We start from the raw sequence: 19,194 nt of genomic DNA, 5'->3' as shown, positions 1-19,194 counted from the left end.
ACACTGTGTGAACCCGCCAGAAGACATTCGGCCAGGATCCTGTGCATCCAAGGCGAAGCCCCCGCCCTTCAGTAGGGTCGCAATGTCCAGGCAATCCATCGGCGAGGCCCTTGAATCACGCTGGAGCCCAGGCTTGAGAGTCGTGGGCACGCAGGGGATGAATCCCGCACAAGCACCAGCCGCGCGACGGTGGATCCCAGCCAACTGCAGTCACTTCGCCAGGCACACAAAAGGGGTTCTGGCTGGGCTGAATAAGATCGCCCTGGTTTGCTGCCGTGGAAATCGGCGTGCAAGGCTGACCGGACTTCGATCTTCCGGAGACGAAGTATGTGCCACGTGAACAGTGCCGGAGTCGAAAGAGCCGGCAGGCGGACACTGCGAACAGCGTGCCCCTGACGCTCTTTTGATACCGCTGGCAGCTTGCGCCCGCGTTCTGACATCACCTGGGCAACCGCAGGCGTGCATGCCGAGCGGCTTGCCCAGATGAGTCTTGCGGACCCCCTCTGCCGACAGGGACGCGGCCCCCTGGCCCCTTGCCTGTCGCACAAGCCTGCCGCCACCCGGCACAAGGCTGGCGCGCCCCATTTCAACGGCCGGCACCAAAGAACCGGCCCACCACGGAAGGACACCGCATGCCACGCTCGAAGCGACACCATGTCATAGCACTGGCGGCTGCCACAGTTTTCCTGAGCGGACTCTCCGCACCAGCCGCATTTGCCGACACCTCTCCTCCGCAGGCACCGGTCACCAGCGCTGCTGCTGACCTGCAGCTTGACAATGTGCGCTGGACCCCGATGTCGACTATCAGCGGCTCCACGACGTGGCTGCTCCGCCTGGACAGCGACCCTGGTGTCGAGCCCGGAGGACGCTACTTCCTTTGGAACCCCGACACCTCCGAGCACGCCGGGAAGTTCGCGGTCGGCGACGATGTACAGGTGTCGACTGTCGGCACCTGGCAAGCCGCAATGTTCCGGCCCGACTACACCGCTCACCGCATCGAAGTCCGATACGGCGACCCCAGCACCCCTGAAGCGGGACGAGTGGTCGCCACCGTCACGCACATCTAAACTCGCCGCCATCGGTTGACGAGTCACTCCCGCCCTTGCCTCCCGCGAGGGCGGGACTTTTCCTCACCCACCCTGCCGTCGGGGTGTCGCACCGTCTGGGCCCCGAGATGCCGGTGCCGGGGGATCGGGGTTTCGACGGCAAGGACTTCCTCGCCGCCGTGCACGCCACCGGCGCACGGTCCCGGGCCGCATCTCCCGGCGCCTGCGGCCACCGGTCCTCCAGCCACTCGACGACTCGTCCCATCTCTCGGCCATCGGCGGCGTCCCGGCGCGCATCATCGAAGCCCGGGTGAGCCTCACCTGCGCCGACGCCGACTTCGAGGGCTCCTACCGTCCGGCAACCACGCCCGGATGGATGGTGTCCCTCGTCGTGGTGTTGCGGATCAGCGGCTGGGAGTGCGCGGGCGTCTGCCCGGGGCGCACTTCCACGGGTGAGTGCCGCTCCCTGAACAGGGGGTGGGCCACCGCGTAACTCTTCTTGGTGAACAGCCAGTTCAACCACGAGGAGTACACGATGGCCCTGTCCCAGTCTGAGCTGATACGGCTGCTTGAGTCACTACGCTCGACCGACGGAATCGAGTTCATCCGCACCATCGCCGAGCGGATGGTGCAGGAGCTGATCGAGGCCGAGGCGAGTGCCCATATCGGTGCGGAGTGGAACGAGCACACGCCGACGCGGACCACCATCCGCAACGGGCACCGCGAGAAGGTGCTGACCACGCTGGCCGGCGACCTGAACCTGGAGATCCCCAAGGTCCGCACCGGCAGTTTCTTCCCGTCACTGCTGGAACGGCGGCGCCGGATCGACCAGGCCCTCTATGCCGTGATCATGGAGGCATACGTGCACGGTGTGTCCACCCGCAGCGTGGATGACCTGGTCAAAGCCCTGGGTGGGGACAGCGGCATCTCGAAGTCGGAGGTCTCACGGATCTGCGCGGCGCTGGACGAACCGCTGACCGCGTTCCGCACCCGCCCACTCGACCATGTCCGCTTCCCCTACGTCTACCTGGATGCCACGTACTGCAAGGGGCGGGTCAACCACCAGATTGTCTCCCGGGCCGTCGTGGTGGCCACCGGCATCACCGAGGACGGCAACCGCGAGGTCCTGGGCCTGATGGCCGGAGACAGCGAGAGCGAGGCGTTCTGGAAGGAGTTCCTGCGCTCCCTGCGTGAACGCGGACTGTCCGGGGTCCGCCTCGTCGTCACCGACCAGCACTCGGGTCTGGTCGCCGCGGTCCGCAAGGTGATGCTGGGCGCCGCCTGGCAGCGGTGCAGGGTTCATTTCCTGCGCAACGTCTTCGGCGTGATCGACCGGGACTCCGGTGAAATGGTTGCCGCGACGATCCGCACGATCTTCACCCAGCCCACTGCCGGCCTCGTGCGCACCCAGCTCGACACCGTCGCGGACATGCTCGGCACCCAGTTCCCCAAGGTCAAAGCCATGCTCCTCGACGCGAAGGAAGACCTGACAGCATTCGCGGACTTCCCACCGAGGCACTGGAAGAAGATCCAGTCGACCAACCCGCTGGAGCGGATCAACCGGGAGATCAAGCGCCGCACCGACGTCGTCCAGGTCTTCCCCAACGACGACGCGCTCTTGCGGCTCGTCACCGCCGTGCTGTTCGAGATGCACGACGAATGGATCGCCTTCCCCCGCCGCTACCTCCCCGAAGGCAGCATGGACGAGCTCTACTCCGAACGCCCCGAAAGCGCCCCCGCACTACCCAACACCCCGAACACGCCCACCAGTTGATCGGCAACACCACGACGGGGGACACCATCCCCGGATGCCCGCCGTTACCCCGCCGGCCGTCTCGTGCGTCTTTGCCATGAGCGGTCTACTACGACGCCTTGCCTCACACCATCCTGCAGGGACGTGCCCTGCGCTCGCGCGACCCGGCCGGCGTCGAGCAGGAGATTGTGGGCCCTGCTCACCTCTTCTACCGGCTCCTGCGCCGCACCGTGGTCGAGGCGGCGGAGTCCGTGCCGGGCACCGCTCCCGACCGCTCCCGGCTTCACCATCGCCCCCCAAACCGCGCGTGACCTGCTGGGTATGTGCGCAAGGAGTCTTCGCAGGGCATCGGGGAGATCGGCCGCCGAGTCGTCGCCCCTGGCGCCTGCACGGCGAACCCGCGTCAGCACCCGCAAAGTGAAGTCACCCGTCTCCCGTCACGCAGCGCAGACCGTCAAAACAGTCCGCACGGGCCGCTGCACAGCCATCACCCGGATGACGAAACCACGTGCGGGACCTGCGGAAACGCTAACCACCGGCCTGGGGGAAACTCCAGCAGGTTGGAGAGCGCTGAGCTCACTGGCGTTGTGCCGGTCCGGTTGTGGGCAACTCCTGCGTACGACATTCCCGACGTTGCCGCAGTCGATCGCCCCGACCATTGCAGCAAGTAATGTAAGCGGCACAGAACGTAGCAGATGGGAAGAATGTGAACTCTCCCGACATCTCCGTGGTCGTGACCGTCTACAACGACGCCAAGCGATTGCCCGCCGCTGTCGCCTCCGTCGTCGCGCAAACCTACCGAGGTGTGGAGGTCTTGATCGTCGACGACCACAGCACTGACGGCTCGTGGGAGACGGCACAATCCCTTGCTGCCGGCCGGCCTGACCGCATCCGCGCCTATCGCCTGCCGGAGAACAGCGGCGGCTGCGGCGCGCCGCGCAACCGGGGTCTCGAGGCAGCGCGCGGCCGATACGTGATGTTCCTCGACAGTGATGACACGCTGCACCGCGACGCCTGCCGCAACATGGTGGATGCTGCTGAGCAGAGCGACGCCGACATCGTCTCGGGCATGTGCGTACGGGTCCATGTCGACTCCAGAGACGGCAAACGTGTCGAGTGGCACCCGTGGCTGTACTCCCAGACCCGCACCCTCGAGTCCATCGCCGAGCTTCCTGGCCTTCTGGCGTTCGATACGTTGTCCACCAACAAGTGCTACCGCCGCGACTTCCTTCGTGAATGGGACCTGACCTTCCTGGCCGGCCTGCCCTACGAGGACTTGCTCTTCACCGCCCAGGCTTATGTCGCTGCGCGGCGCATCACCCTCATCCCCAACCATGTCTACTCCTGGAACGTGTACGACAAGACGACGACAAGGTCCATCTCAAGCCGGCGCCACGAGATCACGAACTTCGCGCACCGCATGGAGATCCACCGTCGGGTGGACGAACTGCTGGCCGAGTACGGCATGACGGACCTCCGCTTCCACAAAGACGTGAAGTTCCTCAAGCACGACCTCGTCCTCCACCTGCAGGATCTGCCGTTGCTGGATGCCGAAAACCGGCACAGAATCGCCGATCTGGCCCGCCCCTACCTCGCCGCCCTGCACCCCGACGCTTACGCCGAGGCGCAGCCCCTCCAGGCGATCTGCGCCTACCTGATGGCCCGTGGGGACATGCGAAACCTTCTGCCGGCGGCGGACTCGCTCACCAACCCGGGCAAACTCTCCTCGCCGCTGAACGAGCGGGACGGCCGCATCTACTGGTGCGCCGAACACCTCGACGATCCCGCAGGCCGCCGCATTCTCGACGTCACCGATTCCGGCTGGCCCGTCCGCCCCCTCCGGCAGCTCTTCCTCCGCAACGAACTCACCCACTACGAAGACGACGGACGGGGTGCTGTCTCGCTTGCCGGTAGCATCGTGAACCCGCTGGGTCGCATCAAAAGCGACTCGCGCATTCGAGCCCAGCTGGAGTTCCGCGCCCGGCGCCGATCGCCGAAGGCCTTCCGGTTCCCCCTCACCTCACTGCGCCGCACCGAGCAGTCCCTTGAATGGCAGGCGCAGGTGCACCTCGCCAAACAGCTGCGTCCCCTCGGCGTCATCGACACGGTCTGGGACGTACGACTCCTGCTCGACGTCGACGGCGTACCGCTGCGCACCCGGCTTTCGGCGACCAGCGCCCAGCTCAGCGACGCCTCGCCGCTGCATGTGCGGCCCCGGCTGACCCGGCTTGTCGCCGACCGCCTGGAACCGAGCGTCTCGCGCCGAGGCCACCTCTCCTTTGTCCTGACCGCGCACGGCCCTGCCGCTCGGCACTCGAGCGAGATGGTGCGCTTGGCCATCGCGGGCCCGGCCGGTTCCCTGATCAAGGACGCGGTACGCAAAGGCCGCCGGGCCAAGCAACGGCTCAACTCCGGCGACACGAAGATCCGCGTGTATCACAAGGTCTTGTGCCGCCTGCCGATCCGTAAGGGGCTTGTCGTCTTCGAAAGCAACCTCGGCAAGCACTACAGCGACAGCCCCCGTGCCCTGTACGAGGAGATGCGCCGTCAAGGCGTTGCCTTCCGGCCCGTATGGTCCCATGCGGAAAGCCGACCCGAAGGCTTCCCCGCTGATGCAACCTTGGTACGGCGCTGGAGCTGGCGGCACCTGCGGGCCCTCGCACAGGCAGACTTCTGGATCGACAACCAGGGCATGCCGCTCAAGCTCGCCAAACGGCCCGGCACCACCTACATCCAGACCTGGCACGGCTCGGCCCTGAAACGAATGGGATTCGACGAGCCGACCTACCGGGCCCGCAGCCAGGCGGCACGCGCTCACTACCAGCGGGCACTGAACCGATTCGACCACTTCCTCATCCGCTCCGAGCATGATGTCCGCACCCTTGCCAAGGCCTTCCATCTCCGCGACGAGACCCTCATCAAGAGCGGCTACCCCCGCAACGACGCGCTCGTGGCCGCACGCGAGGAGGAGCGCCGAACCGGCAGACGACACCGCGGGCCGCTGGCGCAGGCGTTGGGTATCCCAGACGACAAGGATGTACTGCTGTACGCACCCACGTTCCGGGCCACGTTCGGCGGCCAGGTGCGCGACTTCGCATTGCCCTTCGATGCGGAAGCGTTCGCCGAACGCTTCGGGGGCCGTTACACCTTGCTCGTGCGCGCCCACTACCTCAGCCGTGTCGTACTGCCGCCTTCCGTAGGCGACATCGTCATCGACGTCACCTCCCACCACGACGTCACCCAGCTGATGTTGCTCGCCGATACTCTGATCACTGACTACTCGTCAGTGATGTTTGACTACGCCCTCCTGGACCGGCCCATGGTCTTTTACGCGCACGACTGGGAGGAGTATGCGAGCGCTGAACGCGGCACCTACTTCGACCTGCGGTCCAAGGCGCCCGGACCGGTCACCTTCACCGAGGATGAGTTTTTCAACGCGATCGACGCATTGAAGGACGCGGGAGAAGCCGACGCCGACACCCGGGCCCGCTTCGTGGCCGAATTCGGCGAGTACGAGCACGGCGACGCTGCCCGCATCATCATCGGCTCCTTTTTCAACCGCGGAGGCTCTCAGTGACCACGGCCCCCACGACACTCCACAGCACCGCACCCTCGATGGCCGAACCACGGGACATCTTTCTTGTGAGCAACAGCGTCGACGAACTCGGCGGTGCGACCACCTGGACGCACCAGATGGCTCGGCTCTTCACCGAACGCGGTCACCATGTCCACGTCATCGGTATCACCATGGCCGAAGTGCCGCAAAACCTCGGAGGCCAACCCACCTACCCCATCACCACCCTGTACGACACGGCCCCACGCAAGAGAACGAAGCGGCACGGCACGCGCGGTCGACTCGACCCTGTCCACACATACCGGGTGCGGGCCCACGAGGCAGACATGCGCAAGCACGCCTCTCGGCTCACAAAACTCTTCGCCGACGCCCTTCCCGGCGGTGTCATCATCGTCACCCAGGTGTGGGCCATGGAATGGGTCGCCCTCGCCGACACACACGGGATGACGGTCATCGGCATGAGCCTTGAGTCCTACGCCTACTCCCGCGCCTCGACCCGCTACGGCCGAGTCAAACGCCACTTCGCCGACGTCGACCGGCTCTACCTCCTCACCAGAGAGGATGCCGACCGCTGGATCCGGGACGGCATGAACAACGCGTCCTTCATGCCAAACGCCTTGCTCTCCTTCCCCAGCGAGCCCTCCCCACGCACCCAACCGGTAGTCGTGTCGGCGGGGCGACTCACTGACCAGAAGGGCATTGACATGCTCCTGGACACCTGGGCGGCGACAGCGCCACATCACCCCAACTGGCGACTCAAGATTTACGGCGACGGAGAGGACAAGGCAGAGCTGAAAGCTCAGTGCACCATGCTGGGACTCGACGACAGCATCGAGTGGTGCGGCCGCACTCACGACATCTACAGCGCACTGCGCGGCGCTTCCGTCTTCGTGCGATCGTCGCGAGGCGAAGGATTCCCACTGGCGTTGACGGAAGCCATGGCCGCGGGCGTGCCCTGCGCCGCGTTCGATTGCGCCCCCGGAGTCCACGAAATCATCCGCCACGGCGAGGACGGGCTGCTCGCCCAGACCGGCAACACCCACGAACTGTCCCGATGCCTGGATGCATTGATGTCCAACGCCGAGCTGCGTAACCGACTGGGTGACGCCGCGCGCGACAATATCCGTCGGTACACCCCCGACGAGATCACCCGCCGGTGGGAAAAGGAATTCACCTTCCTTGAACGGTGATCCAGTGCCAGCGGCCGGTAGATATCTCCGTAGAGGTTCTGCTTAGCAATGTGCGGCCATCCGCCTATTGATCTTTAACCTCGATCTTGAGGGTTATTGAACCTTTCATCCTGCGTATTCGCAGGTGAGGAGGGTGTGGACTGCTGCGACCACTCTGCCGATGCGGTTGGTCGAGCATCGGGTACGTCGAGCATGGAAGGGTACGGAACCAACAGAGCATCCCCTTGGCGCCGGTGTCGAGTGAGATCAGCACCGCCAACGACAAGGGGCTCGGCCATGTCACCAACGACCCACCCGACCTGCCCTTTCACCCCTCAGTGACAGGTTGAAAGAGGCTCAAGTGGAGTCACCACGCCAACGACGAGGGGCTCTGCCACGTCACCACCACAGCCCATTTCACCCTGCAGCACAGGATGAAAGAGGTTCAGTCGGTATCCGACTCGGTTCCATCCGGCCATTCCGGATGAAAACCTGTTCCGTAGAGATCTGGATGACCGGCATCCGACGGATCCGGAGGAAGCTTCATGGCTGTCCACACGTCAAGAGCGATGGTTACTTCGTCGGTGCTGTCCTTTGTGTAACCCCTGTTTATTGCAATCTGCATGTGTTTCTGTGCCCAGTCCGGCGTGACCACCACCTTATCTGTCTCCGACAGATAAAAATTCCACTCGCGTGACTCGATGCACTTCGCAAAGCCTTCGGCGAGCCGGTTCCGGATTTGGCCGCCGACGATATCGAACTGTGCCAGGAACTCTTCAATGGTGAACGGCCCGAAGGTCTGCGGATTATTTCCACTGTTATCCAAGCACAGAACAGAAACCGTGAATTGACTCAGTAGTGCATTTGCTTCACCCAGGCGCTGATATCGGCTGGGAATGGTCTGCGTCGGCGCCGCCTCGGGTGTAGCGTACCAATTCTCGTTATTGTAGTCCTCGTTATCGGAGGAGCCGTACATGTCAACATACTCTTCTTCAGAGTTTTCCATCTCAAGGCCCTCCATTTAAGTGCTGGCTGCAACGCCGAGGTTAACGCTTGAGTCTTTGGTCAGCACTTCCTTTTGGGGGAGACGAAGGGGCAAACATCGCTTCCGTCTCCTGTACGGCATGCCACCGGGGCTTGTCCCGCGACGGATCCCTCCCCGCCCACACGTGGCCCCATAACCATTTCCTTAGGGGCTTCCCCTGGGGCAGCAGGTCCCGGGGGAGGGGCACAGTCGAAGGCGTGCGGCTGTCGGCCGCTGCCCCTGCCGCACGACCCTGTGAGAGATATGAATGGCCCAGCACCGCACTGCCATGCCCGCCCTCCCGGCCATTCGCCCCGGCGACAGCGCTGACCTTCCTGCACTGCGGGAGTTGATCAACCGTGCGCGGCTGCCCGGGGAACCTGCTCTGACAGCTGCATCGGCACAGCACCTGGCTGCCCCAGGACACTTTGAGATGTGCGCCGGCGTGGACCCGTCCGGCGCTGTCGTCGGGGCCGTGGCGCTGTCGCAGCGGGCCTTCGACGGCAGCGGGCTGATCCACTGGCTGCACGCCCAGGACGACGACCCCGGCGTCATATCGGCCCTGCTCTCCCACGCCTGCCAGACACTGGGCCCGCGGCGCCTGTATGCCTTCAGCGAGCCCGCGATCTGCGCCCTGGCGCTGGTGCCGGGACTGCCCGTCGGGCACCACCACCGGCTCGCAGACCTGCTCATGGGCGCCCGCTTCGTGCCGTACGCCCGCCAGCGCTATCTCCTTTTGGACGACCTCCTCCTCCCTGGGCGACCCGCCCGCCTGCCCGATGAGCCGCCCACCGACGTCACCCGGGTGCGCAGCCCGCACGGCTGGCGGCTGCGCATACGGCATGGTGCAGGCACGGCAGCCTCCGCCGTCGTCCTTGCCTGCCCGGATGACACAGCCCTGCTGTGGCAGCTCAGTGTCAGCCCGGGCCACCGCCGCCGCGGCATGGGAAGCCGCCTGCTGCGCGAATGCGTCGACCTGGCGATTACCCGCGATGCGCGCCGTGTAGCGGTGTACATCGACCACGACAATGCCGCGATGGACAGCTTCCTGCAGGCCCATGGCTTCTGCCATGTCGATACCCTGGTCGCCTACGAGCGCAGGCCGTAAAGACCGCTGCCCGAGGTCTGCTTGGGCCTCCTTGGCGACGGGCTGCAGAGCCGGCGCATCCGTGCCGTGGCTGAGGAGTTGACAGAGGACTTCGCGCGGTGGGCGCAGCTGGGCAGGCCAACTCATCACTCGTCGGCGCCTGATGGTCCACCTCTTCGGGCACCACGCTCGGTCACTTCACGCGCCAGTCTTTCCTCATCGGTGTACCGAGGTGCACCGCAGAGCGGCCGGGCCGCCCGGCTCTCATTTCTGACCGCAGGGAGGTGTGTGGTGCAGTACGTCGTCCCCGATCTCCTGTTGCAGGCAGCTCGCAAGAACCCGTGGGCTCTGGCTGTCGTCGAGGACGACCAGGCCCTCACCTACAGCGAACTCGCCGTGCTCGCCCGCAGATGTGCCGGCTTCCTGGCCGGACGAGCCCGCCCGGGCGATCGGGTGGCGCTCGTCCTGCCACCGGAGACCCGCAGCCTGGCCCTGTTCTTCGGCGCCCACATGGCTGGTCTGATCCCGGTCCTCATCCACGAACAGCTTCCCGCGCCCCGGGTCGGAGGCATCATCGAGCACGCCCAAGCCGTCCTCGCGGTCACCTCCCGCCACCGCCGCGCGCTCGTGCGCCGCTACTCTGCCGGCGGCAGATCCATAGTCACCGCGGATGCGGCTGCGGGACCGCCGCTGAGGGCAGTGCAGCGCGTCATCGGCCACGACCTGGCAGCACTTGTCTACCCCTCCGGCACCGAAGACCCCCTCAAGGGCGTCATGCTCAGCCATGACAACCTCCTGGCCGGCGCGTTCACGCTGTGTGACTGCCTGCGCCTGACGGGACGCGACCGCGTCCTGACATTGCCTGCGTGGAGCAGCCACTACGGTCTGAACCAGGTGCTCGCCACCTTCGCCGCCGGCGCCGCCGTCGTCATCCCCCGCTTCACTTCCGCCTCAAGCCTGTGCCATCTCCTCAAAACCGCCGAGGTCACCGGACTTGCCCTGCTGCCCTCCTTCTGGCCGGCCCTGACCGGCAGCCGCTCCCCGTTCCTGCGCGAGGCCTATCCCCGTCTGCGCTACCTCACCCACTCCGGGAAAGGTCTGCCGCCGGCCGCGCTCAAGGCGATGAGATCCGCCCATCCCAAGGTGGAGGTCTTCGCCCTGTACGGTCACCCCGAGACACTGCACACAACATGCCTGCAGCATCCTCTGATCGACACCAAGCCCCGCTCCATCGGCCGGCCCGTCCCCAACAGCGACGTCCTGGTCGTGGACGAGAACGGACGGCCCTGCCCGCCGGGCACCCGCGGCCAGTTCGTACACCGCGGGCCGACCATCGCCCAGGGATACTGGCGTGACCCGGAAGCCACCGCCGCTGTCTTCCGCCACCATCCCGCCGACACCGCACAAGGCGCGGCCGAGTTGGTCGTGTATTCGGGTGAGTACGGCTACGCCGACGCCGACGGCGATCTCCACCACACGGTCTGCCGCGTGGACCAGCCCGCAGCGACAGGCTGAACACCGCCCGCTGCCTGCGGCCGGAAAGGCGCAGGTGCGGCCAGACGCCTCCAAGCCGCCTTGCGGCGACGCGAGCTGCCCGGGGGTGCTGCGGGGCCGTCGAGCCGGCGGTGCATCGCTGCTGCCGGATCCGGCCTCGGTCCTGCTGTCCGACGCTCGCCCCGGGCGGGCCGGACAGGGCAGCGCAGAGGGGCGACGTTAAGGCCCCGGCCTCGCCTCAGCCGGATGCGAGGCTGGCGAAGACGATGAGGTTTTCCTTGTACTGGCCGGTTCGTGAATTGAGGCTGCCGGCACAGGTAATGACCCGCAGCTGCGGCGTGGCCGTGTTCGCATAGACTTGATCCGTTGGAAATTTATTCCTCGGATATTTCTTGACGCGGTCCACGGTGAACCGTGCCGTACTTTTATCCTTGCGCGTGACCAGAATGGAATCGCCCTTGTCGACGGCTTCCAGCCGGGAGAAGACCCCTTTGCCGTACCGCCCGACAGTGACATGGCCGAGAAGCACAGAGGGGCCCGTTTCGCCGGGAGTGGGCGAATTCTTGTACCAGCCGACCGGGTCGTTCTTCTGGATCGGAGGCACAGCGACCGTGCGGTCCTTGTTGAGGCCCAGCGAGATGATGCGGCTGCTGATCTTCGCATCGGGGATCTCGACGCGCAGGGGCACCGACGCCTTCATCGCTGATGCCTGAACAGACTGCCCCGGAACCGGAGCATCGGTGGTCCCGGGCGAAGACAGATCGGCACAGCCCGCCGTAGCAGCGCTCAGAGCAACAACCATCATGGCTGCCGCCGTGCGTGTTCCCAGCCATGCGGCAGACAGCCGCTGCCGGCCATGGCGGGTCGGCTGAGGGGAAGAGGCAAGGGTCATGTGCAGTCCTGAGGCCAGATGGCGGGCTGAGCGCCACGAGGAGCCGACGAAAAGGGGCAGGTGCCGGCGGCGACCGCGCAAAACAGTTGCCGCCGGCAGCCCGCCCGGGGCCGTCCAGCGCCCGACCTGGGAGGGGACCGGACAGGCGTGGACGGCCCCCGGGGAGGGGGGTATCAGCCACGCTAGGAGGAGCGTCGGCCCGCGTGCAGGAGCGGGGATGCCGCAGGAAGGGCCGTGAGCGCTGCCCGAAAGGGCCGAGGTGTCGGCACCCGCGGAGCAAATAACAACCTGCGGCCGAAAGAGGAACCCGCCGCCTGGCAGACATATCCCCGCCAAAAGCGGTCCGGCCGGCGCCCACACAGCCCACCGGCTTCACGGGTAACGCGGCCACGTTCCCGCCGCACCCGTCATACCCTTTCCGCCGGCTCCTGCCGCCCCGTCGTTCCGGGAAGCCGCCCGCCCCCCTCTCCGTACCCTGACAGTTGCCCGAAAAGCGTTTACACCACTTCTCGCTATTCCCAGCATGGAGAGGGACAGTTCCTTTCTGCCCAGGCCCTGTACTTGCGCTTTGCGGAAGAAGGAGGGCGGCATCGTGGGTGCGGGAAAACGTCTCGACCAAGAGGAGTGGCCAGTGGGATCCGCTGTCTGGCGCCGGTCCCGCGCACACGGGCGATCGAAGCGTCAACGCCCTGGTCCGCTGTCCGGCACAAGCCCCGACACCACGCCCTCCCTGCCATGAGAGGGCGCCGCATGCCCTGCGCACTCCAGTGCCCGAACCCACTGAGCCTGATGGGCGCGCTCCTTGCGGCGATCGCCGTCCTGCTGGTGGCGGCACCTGCACTCGGGGCGGTTCCGTCCGCAGCCGGCCTGCCGAGCAACCGGTCCGCCGCCGGCACGACGGGCGGTGCCGCCTCGACCTCTGTGCCGCTCCCGGTATCAGCCAACAGCTCACCGCCGCCCGCGCCGTCGCCGGGCTCGGCCACCCCCCAGTCCACCCCTCCGGCGCGCAAGCCCACCCCGCCGCCGGCGGCTGTCCCCACCTCTGCGGAGCCGTCGGCGGCCGCCCCTCCACCCTCCATGTCGTCCCCACCTCCGCAACCGGCTCCCGAGGGCGGGCCCGTGCCCCAGGCGCCCGCGCCTGCCTCGTATCCGGTCACACCCCTGGGCCTGATCAGCCGTGCCGAAGTCATCCAGCGCGCCGCGCAATGGGTCATCGAGGGCGTCCCCTACAGCCAGACCTCGTGGTGGACGAACACACTGGGCACCTACCGGCAGGACTGCTCGGGCTATGTGTCCATGGCCTGGCGCCTGGACCAGAGGGCCAACTACTGGACCGGCAACCTGGGCACCGTCGCCCACCCCATCCCAGCCACCGACCTGCAACCCGGAGACATCCTTCTCTCCTCCCCCCACACGGTGATCTTCGCAGGCTGGGACGAGGTCTCCCACCAGCGCTTCAGCCTCTACGAGCAGCCTCGTCCCGGACAGACGGCGCGCTACACACGCAACGCCGCCTACGCCCACTACGCCTCCCGCGGATTCGTGCCCTACCGCTACGACTTCATCTATGACCAGCTCGGGCCGGGCCCCGTGCTGCCGGCCGCCTGGCTGTCCTCGGCCGTTGCAGGCCTGCCCCTGCCGGCACCTCCCGCCTACCTGCCGCAGCACACGACCAGCGCCGCCCTGCCCGCCCCACTGCTGGGCTGGACGGACGGGGCCCTCAGCCCCACAGGATGGACAGCCGGCCCCGCCCCGGCCACTCCGCCCGGGCAGCTGCCGCCGACCCCCCGCCCTCAGCCACTGCCTGCCTCCCCGCTCACGGCAGCCCAAACGTTGCTCTACCTGTCGGCGGTCCTGCGCACTCTGGGGCGGGGGATTGTGCATGCTGCGCCGCCACAACCGCCCGCCGGTATCGCACCGACCGCGCCGTACCGTCCAGGACCGCGTGGATGCCCGGCAGGACATCGCACCCGCGCACGACACCACCGCATCCCATGTCCCTAGGAAGGACCACTAGGGCAGCCCCCTGGGGTGCCGGTGGGCACACGTCGCGCAGGCTATGCACATCGCGGACTACCGGAACTTTCTCCGGCACACCACTGCGGCTCAGCGAACCGTTCAGGTATCCATCGGGTCCCCGCCGGAGAAGGACAGCCCAGAACACCTGGCGCCATCCCGACCATCCAACGGCAGGGCTCCGCACTACCCGCCTCCGGGGAGGTCGACCGATCCATGCCCACGCGCATCCCAGTCTACGTACACGCTGAGGACCCCATATCCGAAGCAGGCTTGGAAGCCACACTCAAGAGCCGCCCTGAAGTGCTCCTGGTCGACGAGGAACACATCGATGACAACGCGGTCGTCATCGAGGCGGCCGAGGGCCTGGACGAGGCCACCATGCGCACCCTGCGCAGCCTGAGCCGCAAAGGCTGCCGGCGCATCGTCCTGGTCATCGGCACACTCGACGAGAGCGGTCTGATGTCCGTGATCGAGATCGGAGTATGTGCCGTCGTCCGCCGCTCGGAGGCCACCGCACCGCGCCTGGCACAACTCATCGTGAGCGCCGCCGCGGGAGAAGGAGTCCTGCCACCCGACCTGCTAGGACGTCTGCTGCTGCAGGTCGGACGCCTGCAACGCCAGGTTCTGACCCCCATGGACCTTCACCTGAACGGCCTGTCCGACCGCGAGACGCGCATCCTGCGCCTCGTCGCAGACGGCTACGACACGCGAGAGATCGCCGCCCAGCTGTGCTACTCCGAACGCACCGTCAAGAACGTCCTGCACGACATCACCAGCCGATTCCAACTCAAGAACCGCTCGCAAGCAGTGGCCTACGCACTGCGCGAGGGCCTCATCTGACAAGGCGTTCACGCACTGAGCCCTTTCAGCTCGGCCACTGACGGGCGATGGGAGGGAGTGTCTAATCATCGGCGGATCCGGTGATCAAGGAGACGCTTCCCTGATGAGCGAGACCAATTGGTCGCGATGCCGGTCGGCCGAGCCCGCAGTGATGGGCCGCAGCTGACCGGGGAGGGCGGGCTGCAGCAGCCGACCAAGCGGGTCCCGGAGTCCGCCCCGGAGGGCGAGATCACCGGCCACGTCGGCTGCGACAAGCCCGACGCGACGGGCAGCGGCAACAGCCGCAACGGCACCCGGACGAAGACCGTGCTCACCGACGTCGGCCCAGTCGGGGTGAAGGTGCCGCGGGATGCGGCCGGCACGTTCGACAGCACTGGGTGATCGACCTCGACATCCAGAAGTCCTTCGACAACGTCTGGAACCTTTCTTCGCGCTCAGGCTGTCTCATGAGACAGAAGCAAGGCGCTGTCTGCCGAGGGTTGTGTGCCCATCCAGGACTTGGCGCTGACAACTTTCGAGACCGGCTTGTGAGTCACCCGCATCTGGCAGGGTCACGTCGGCAGTGATCGCAAAGCGTTCTGATCCAGGTGCCATGTGGATCCCCGTGGAAGCGGGTGCATCCCAGGACGCCAGCCGGGCCCGACGACGGACAGACGGTCGGGAATCTGCTGCTCGAAGGCCGTGGTGCGGGACGAAGGTGCGCTCATGGGATCAGGGTCCCCCGCACCACTGACAATCCGGCTTTTGGATGGACGACGACGGCCGACACCTCTGAATGCGGCTGTCGGCCGTCGATGCGGTCGCGGATCGCAGTGTGATGGCTGAAGTTCTGTCCCTTCAGCCCCTGAGTCCCTGCAGACCTGTCGGTCTGTCACCAATCTGCGGTTGGCCAGGGTTCGGTGAGTGGGAGCTGGCCGTTCATCACGGCGTCGCTGTCGGCGTCTAGGAGGGCTGTGGCAATGCGGTCGCGGAGCTTCGGGTCGGTGATCTCGTCGATGGTGCGCCAGGCGGCGTCGGAGACTCCTTCGGTCTGCAGTTCGCCGATGTCGGCGGTGGTGCGGAAGAGGAATCGGAAGTCGAAGTGCTGGTGGGCGGGCTCGTCCTTGGCCGGGTTGGCGTCGATGGGGTGGACATCGACGTGCAGCGGGACCTCGCCGAGTGGGGTGACGACGTGGGGCGGGATGCCAGTCTCCTCGGTGAGTTCGCGACCGGCGGCCTGCAGGAGCGTCTCGTCGGAGGGCTCCAGGTGGCCTCCTGGCAGCAACCACAGCTTTGTGACGTTGTGGTGGATGTGCAGGATGCGGCCGTCGGGGCCGACGAGGATCGCCCCGGCGGTGGCGTGTCCGGGGGACGTTTTGCGGCTGGTGAGGTCGTCGCTGTCGTCGAGGAGGCCGCGGATGACGTCGATCTCGCGTTTGTCCTCGGGGTGCTGGTCGAGGTAGGCGGTGAGGGTGGTGCGGATGTGGTTGGCCGTGACGGGCATGTTGATCACCTGTTGAAGTAGGAGAGCCAGGTCGCCGCGATGGCTTCACGGTCGGGTGCGGGGACCTCATGGATGCCGGGGGCGAGGTCTTCGCGGGTGAGCATCCTGATCGCGGCGAGGATCTCGGCCTGGATCAGGAAGATGAACGGCCCAGCGCTGGCGCCGTGGATGAAGTTGACGGCGTTGCCGTCGTTCGCCAGATAGAAGCAGTGGCCGGTAGTCCGGTAGCGGGTGACGTGGTCGCCGACGATCGTGCGGGTGTAGACGTCGGGGAGTTCGGCGAGGTCGAGTTCGTCCTCGCTGGAGGTGACGGTGGCGACGTAGGCGCCGTTGCGCAGGTGGGAGAAGTCCTCGCCGCGCAGGGAATCGCGCCGGTCGCGCAGAGCACCAGGCTGGCGCCGGTCAGGGCGGTCTCGCGGTCGCGGGCGACGGTGAAGCCCTGGGACAGGGCCTGAGTGCGGCGGACGGGGTCGATGTCGAAGACGGTGACCTGCACTCCTTTGGCCTGCAGGAGCCGGGCGATGGAGGAGCCGAGCTTGCCGAAGCCGATCACGAGGGCGGGCCGTCCGTGGAGGATGTCGCCGCGGCCGCGCATGACGGCCTCGGTCGAGAAGACCACGGACTGTCCGACGAGGAAGGCGATGCTCCGTGAGGGGGTCGGTAGCCAGCACGTCGGCCCGCCATCGGCCGTCGGGCCTGCGTACTTCGAGTTCGGCGTGCGCGCCAGCGTCGCGTGCGGCGTTCGCCAGTTCCAGCTTGAGCAGGTGGTGGGCGACGGACTCCAGGGCGAGTGCGCAAGTGGGGGTGCCCGGGGCGTGGGCGAAGAACCGTAACCCCGCGCGGGAGGTCTTCGCGTACATCGCGTGTTCCGCACTCGTCGCACGTCAGCGGCGCGGACGGGCGCACCTTCCACACCGCATCCCAGACGCGTCCGCAGCCGAGATCGGGCAGATGCGCGAAGACGGTCCCCCACTGCGCGTGTACAGCCCTGAACGCCATCGGCCCCCTGCTTCATCAGCGAGGAGCCCAGTGTGGCGCGGGCCACTGACATCGCATCAGGCTGCATGAAGGCGGACCGGCCATCCGCGCCCGACGGGCGTCGTACGGTGGTGCGATGTTTGCCAGCTACTACCGGACCAAGGGCGGTGCCCCGATGCTCGGAGTGCCCGCCGGGGAGCCGGGCCCCTTCGGTACGTACGAGGAAGAGGACCCGGCGTCGGCGGAGGTAGACCGGAGCGGGCCCGTCACGGATTTGTCCTCCCGCCCCGGAGATCAGTCCGGCTGACGCTACAGCGCGGCACCGCGCGGCGGTCAGTTGGGGCGGGAGGCGAGGAAGAGGCGGGCGCGCTCGTCGAGCTCGGCGGCGCACGGCACGCCGCGCGAGCGGTACGGGCGCAGGTCCCCGCGCAGCGAGCGGACCGCTTTGAGGGTGCGGGTGGACTTCACCCCGGCCATGGCGTCGATGGCCCGGTCCCAGGTGGCGCACGCCTGCTCGATGCCGCCCTGCTTGGCCTGCTGCTCGGCCTGGGCGACGAGGTCGAGCGCGATGATCCGTGCGTACGTTGCCCCGGGCCGGCTCGCGGCGGCGGTCGCGTAGCTCCGTGCAGAGTTGCCGCGGTCGCCGAGCGTCTCGAACACCTTCGCCGTACGGGAGTGGACGGTGGCTGCGGGCGGCCCCCAGACCAGCGCCCAGAACGGCACCTCGTCCCCGGTCGCCGCTCCGGCCGCGAGCGCGGCGTGGGCGCGGTCGACGTCGGCAAGCGCGGCCTGACGCTGGCCGGTCTTGGCGAGCGCGTGCGCGTGGGTGACGGCGAACAGCGCCTCGACCTGCGAGTCCACCCGTCCCTTGGCCCTGGCCCAGCCGGTCTCGGCCAGGGCCAGGCAGTGCTCGGGCCGGTGCAGCTTCATGCCCTGCTGCGACATGGTTCGCATCACGAACCCGTCCTGACCTGGGATTCCGGACTCCCGGGCGAGCCCCAGCGACTGCATGTAGTACCGCTGGGCGAGGCCCTGCTCACCGCTGTCGTACGCCTTCCACCCACAGAGGTGGGCCGCGGCGGAGGCGACGGACAGCGCCTCGGCGCGGGCTTCCTCGCTGCTGAAGCGGGCCCGGCAGAGGTCGCGGACGTCGGTGATCAGGTATTGCACGAACGCCGAGCGGCCGTGCTGGCCGCCGTGGCGCTCATCCATGTCCATGAAGAGCTTCACCATGTCGCGCACGGCCGTGACGTCGGCGTGCCCGGCGAGCGCGCCGCCGCTGACGGTGCGGGTGCGGGCGGCGGCTTCCTGGACAGACTCCAGCGGGAGGACGGAGGCAGCCATGGAGAAGGCGGAGGCGGCAAGGAAACGGCGTCGGTTCACGTCTGCGCTCCCGATGGCGGTCAGCGTCTCGATGGGGTCGAAGTCCAGCGTCAGCCCGATGCTTTCATCCTCGCCGCCGATGGGGGAACCGAGTCCGAGGTCTTCGCGGGTGATCCGGCGGCCCAGGCGCCGGGAGAGCGCCTCGGCCAGGTATCCGGGGGTCGCCCCCTCCGGCACGGCGCCGAGTGTCCAGTGGTGGACGGCCGACTTGTTGGTCCCCAGCCGCTGGCCGCTCTCCGACGCGACGGCCTTCACGGCGCGCGCGACGCCGTCGTACGGCAGGCCGGATTCGTCGATCAGCTTCTTGAGCTGGTGGTTCGCCGTGCGCTGGGTCATGGGGTCCCCGCCCTCGTATACCCGATATACGGCTCCGCGTGCTCCGTACGCTACCCGCCAACTCCCTTGCCCAGTTCACTGATTGACGAAGCCCGATGACGTTCCGTCAACGGGAT

15 protein-coding genes and 2 pseudogenes are annotated in these 19,194 nt (G+C 67.1%); 11 read left to right on the top strand and 6 right to left on the bottom strand.

The features are described from left to right. Window positions 1-632: 632 nt before the first annotated feature. Complete coding sequence (locus tag OG331_RS03940; protein ID WP_406191596.1) at window positions 633-1,067, top strand: hypothetical protein; 435 nt, start codon at window positions 633-635, stop codon at window positions 1,065-1,067. Between the two features lie 327 nt (window positions 1,068-1,394). On the opposite strand, the gene OG331_RS03935 is transcribed toward OG331_RS03940, so the two are convergent. Further along, complete coding sequence (locus OG331_RS03935) at window positions 1,395-1,565, bottom strand: hypothetical protein (RefSeq protein ID WP_406191594.1); 171 nt, start codon at window positions 1,563-1,565, stop codon at window positions 1,395-1,397. Window positions 1,566-1,581: 16 nt separating this feature from the next. Between OG331_RS03935 and OG331_RS03930 the strand changes: the two genes are divergently transcribed. The 4 genes from OG331_RS03930 to OG331_RS03915 all read left to right on the top strand — a co-directional run bounded on the left by OG331_RS03930 (window position 1,582) and on the right by OG331_RS03915 (window position 7,563). Then, entirely contained in the window at window positions 1,582-2,820 is a 1,239-nt protein-coding gene (locus OG331_RS03930) for an IS256 family transposase (protein WP_406209691.1), read from the top strand. Window positions 2,821-2,918: 98 nt separating this feature from the next. Further along, a complete protein-coding gene (locus tag OG331_RS03925; RefSeq protein ID WP_406191592.1) occupies window positions 2,919-3,110 on the top strand; it encodes a hypothetical protein in 192 nt (63 codons plus the stop codon). Window positions 3,111-3,505: 395 nt separating this feature from the next. Continuing rightward, the gene (locus tag OG331_RS03920; RefSeq protein WP_406191590.1) at window positions 3,506-6,376 is read left to right on the top strand and encodes a CDP-glycerol glycerophosphotransferase family protein; all 2,871 of its coding nucleotides are present in this window, start codon (window positions 3,506-3,508) and stop codon (window positions 6,374-6,376) included. Window positions 6,377-6,414: 38 nt separating this feature from the next. Then, on the top strand, window positions 6,415-7,563 hold the full coding sequence (locus OG331_RS03915; protein ID WP_406191588.1) for a glycosyltransferase: 1,149 nt from the start codon (window positions 6,415-6,417) through the stop codon (window positions 7,561-7,563). A gap of 424 nt (window positions 7,564-7,987) precedes the next feature. On the opposite strand, the gene OG331_RS03910 is transcribed toward OG331_RS03915, so the two are convergent. Then, window positions 7,988-8,548 carry a hypothetical protein gene (locus tag OG331_RS03910; RefSeq protein ID WP_406191586.1) on the bottom strand — a complete coding sequence of 187 codons (561 nt, stop codon included), beginning with the start codon at window positions 8,546-8,548 and terminating at the stop codon, window positions 7,988-7,990. 451 nt (window positions 8,549-8,999) lie between these two features. On the opposite strand from OG331_RS03910, the gene OG331_RS03905 reads away from it, so the two are divergent. Further along, entirely contained in the window at window positions 9,000-9,674 is a 675-nt protein-coding gene (locus OG331_RS03905; protein ID WP_406191584.1) for a GNAT family N-acetyltransferase, read from the top strand. 270 nt (window positions 9,675-9,944) lie between these two features. Next, a complete protein-coding gene (locus tag OG331_RS03900; protein ID WP_406191582.1) occupies window positions 9,945-11,168 on the top strand; it encodes an AMP-binding protein in 1,224 nt (407 codons plus the stop codon). 217 nt (window positions 11,169-11,385) lie between these two features. Here OG331_RS03900 and OG331_RS03895 read toward each other — a convergent pair whose 3' ends face one another. After that, window positions 11,386-12,039 carry a class F sortase gene (locus tag OG331_RS03895; protein ID WP_406191580.1) on the bottom strand — a complete coding sequence of 218 codons (654 nt, stop codon included), beginning with the start codon at window positions 12,037-12,039 and terminating at the stop codon, window positions 11,386-11,388. A 789-nt stretch (window positions 12,040-12,828) separates the two neighbouring features. On the opposite strand from OG331_RS03895, the gene OG331_RS03890 reads away from it, so the two are divergent. From OG331_RS03890 to OG331_RS03880, 3 genes and pseudogenes are all read left to right on the top strand, one after another. After that, the gene (locus OG331_RS03890) at window positions 12,829-14,043 is read left to right on the top strand and encodes a hypothetical protein (RefSeq protein WP_406191578.1); all 1,215 of its coding nucleotides are present in this window, start codon (window positions 12,829-12,831) and stop codon (window positions 14,041-14,043) included. 285 nt (window positions 14,044-14,328) lie between these two features. After that, entirely contained in the window at window positions 14,329-14,898 is a 570-nt protein-coding gene (locus OG331_RS03885; RefSeq protein ID WP_406191576.1) for a response regulator transcription factor, read from the top strand. A gap of 126 nt (window positions 14,899-15,024) precedes the next feature. Then, a pseudogene (locus tag OG331_RS03880) lies at window positions 15,025-15,267 on the top strand (transposase); the annotation flags it as partial. A gap of 502 nt (window positions 15,268-15,769) precedes the next feature. On the opposite strand, the gene OG331_RS03875 reads toward OG331_RS03880, so the two are convergent. Continuing rightward, window positions 15,770-16,381: an NUDIX hydrolase gene (locus tag OG331_RS03875; protein WP_406191574.1), complete on the bottom strand. Its 612-nt coding sequence runs from the start codon at window positions 16,379-16,381 to the stop codon at window positions 15,770-15,772. A 5-nt stretch (window positions 16,382-16,386) separates the two neighbouring features. Further along, window positions 16,387-17,018: pseudogene (locus OG331_RS03870) on the bottom strand (adenosylhomocysteinase); the annotation flags it as partial. A gap of 477 nt (window positions 17,019-17,495) precedes the next feature. Here OG331_RS03870 and OG331_RS03865 point away from each other — a divergent pair. Then, window positions 17,496-17,666 (top strand): hypothetical protein, encoded by a 171-nt coding sequence (locus OG331_RS03865; RefSeq protein WP_406191572.1) that lies wholly within the window; start codon window positions 17,496-17,498, stop codon window positions 17,664-17,666. 26 nt (window positions 17,667-17,692) lie between these two features. Here OG331_RS03865 and OG331_RS03860 read toward each other — a convergent pair whose 3' ends face one another. Then, complete coding sequence (locus OG331_RS03860; RefSeq protein ID WP_406191570.1) at window positions 17,693-19,078, bottom strand: hypothetical protein; 1,386 nt, start codon at window positions 19,076-19,078, stop codon at window positions 17,693-17,695. Window positions 19,079-19,194: the final 116 nt, after the last annotated feature.

The organism is Streptomyces sp. NBC_01017, assembly GCF_045162795.1.
GTDB classification, from domain to species: domain Bacteria; phylum Actinomycetota; class Actinomycetes; order Streptomycetales; family Streptomycetaceae; genus Streptomyces; species Streptomyces machairae.
The sequence above is the reverse complement of the archived record's forward strand: the minus strand, read 5'-3'. Positions and strand labels throughout refer to the sequence as shown.